Below are 1,830 nucleotides of genomic sequence, written 5' to 3'. Positions count from 1 at the left end.
AAGTCCCTAGTGCGACCTAATAGCGGTAAGCACATAGCTAAAGGCAAGGGTGTCCATGGTGACGTGGAATCTGAAGGAAGCCCTAAGCAAACCTCTGGTCTGACGAACAGAAACCATATAAGAGGCGACGTATGCGGATAAGACTGCGAAAGAAGTTGAAGTCCAAAAGCTATTACAAAGTATGCGGCGTATATATGGCAGATAGGTGGAGGGAAAGCGTTCGCACCTTAACTGGGGAGGTCTCATCCAGCTACACCAAAACCTTGTAGTGATACAAGACTGGCGGGTGAGAAGTCAGCAGAAGCCGTAGTAGTGAAGAAAACTAACGAAAGTTGGAATGAGCGAAGGGCTGAACAATTTTATCGTTATAATCATCTCAATTGAAAGAGGACACAAGACCACTGGCATAAAGCGTGAAAGTGGATACCTACTTTACGAGAAAGAAAGGATGTAACAAGCATGTACGAGAGAAAATTACTCAATCAAATACTAGACGAAGAAAACCTTAACTTAGCAATCAAACAAGTGAAGAAGAATAAAGGCTCTGCGGGTGTTGATGGGATGACGGTTGATCAAATACAGGGTTATCTCGCACTAAACAAAGATGATCTTTTAAAAAGTATTCGAAATAGAACCTATAAACCAGAGCCTGTATTAAGGGTGGAAATACCAAAGCCCAATGGCGGTGTGCGATTACTTGGCATCCCCACAGTTAAAGATCGAGTGATTCAACAAGCGATCGCACAAATCCTAACCCCACTATTTGATAGACAATTTAGTGACTACAGCTATGGCTTTAGACCAAGACGATATGCAGAAATGGCAATTATCAAAGGACTAGAGTATATGAATGATGGCTATGAATGGATTGTGGATATTGATCTTGAGCGGTTCTTTGATACAGTGAATCATGACCGATTAATGAACCTAGTCGCACGAACAGTGAAAGACGGAGATGTCATTTCACTCATCCGAAAATACCTTGTCAGTGGTGTACAGATTGATGAGGAATATAAGGAAACGATTATTGGCACTCCACAAGGGGGAAACCTCTCACCGTTATTAAGTAATATCATGCTTCATGAACTTGATATTGAACTTGAGAACAGAGGGCTTAGGTTTGTGAGATACGCAGATGATTGCATTATCTTTGCCAAGAGCCAAATGGCAGCGAATCGAATTATGCGTTCAATCACCCGTTTTATAGAAGAAAAGTTAGGTTTAATTGTAAATGCAGACAAATCAAAAGTAACGAATCCAAGTAATAGAGACTTCAAATTTCTTGGTTTTGGCTTTTATAAAGATTACTATGCGAATCAATACAAAGCAAAACCGCATGACAAGTCAGTAGAGCGTTTCAAGTATAAACTGAAACAACTAACAAAGAGGAACTGGAGCGTTGATACAAAATATCGTGTCGGACGAATTAATCAAGTGATACGAGGTTGGATTAACTACTTTAAGATTGGCTACATGAAAAGGCTTCTGGTGAATATTGACGCCCATCTGCGCGTTCGACTGCGTACGTGTATATGGACGAAATGGAAAACGGCGGAAAACCGTCGAAAGAACCTCATAAAGCTGGGGTTAAATAGAAACAAAGCCTATGAATATAGCCATTCAAGCAAAGGAGCGACACGAGTCGCTTACTCGTGGATATTAACAACTACGATTACAAATGAAAGACTAGCCCGCTTTGGGCTAGTCTCAGGTCTAGAACATTACAAACAAGTACATGTTTAGCATAAAATTGAACCGCCGTATACGGATCCGTACGTACGGTGGTGTGAGGGGACGGATAATCAAATAATGATTATCCTCCTACTCGAT

The 1,830-nt window shown here is 41.0% G+C and carries 1 protein-coding gene; it reads left to right on the top strand.

The genetic code is table 11. The features are described from left to right. Positions 1 to 459: 459 nt before the first annotated feature. A complete protein-coding gene (gene ltrA, locus KQI76_RS11560; RefSeq protein ID WP_216400438.1) occupies positions 460 to 1,743 on the top strand; it encodes a group II intron reverse transcriptase/maturase in 1,284 nt (427 codons plus the stop codon). Positions 1,744 to 1,830: the final 87 nt, after the last annotated feature.

The sequence above is a fragment of the Amphibacillus sp. MSJ-3 genome (assembly GCF_018919165.1).
Lineage (GTDB): Bacteria > Bacillota > Bacilli > Bacillales > Amphibacillaceae > Amphibacillus.
Note: the sequence above shows the minus strand (reverse complement) of the source record. Positions and strands in the feature narration are given on the sequence as shown.

Coding starts and splice junctions, on each gene's coding strand:
- ltrA (WP_216400438.1), top strand. CDS start 460: ATGTACGAGAGAAAATTACTCAATCAAATACTAGACGAAGAAAACCTT.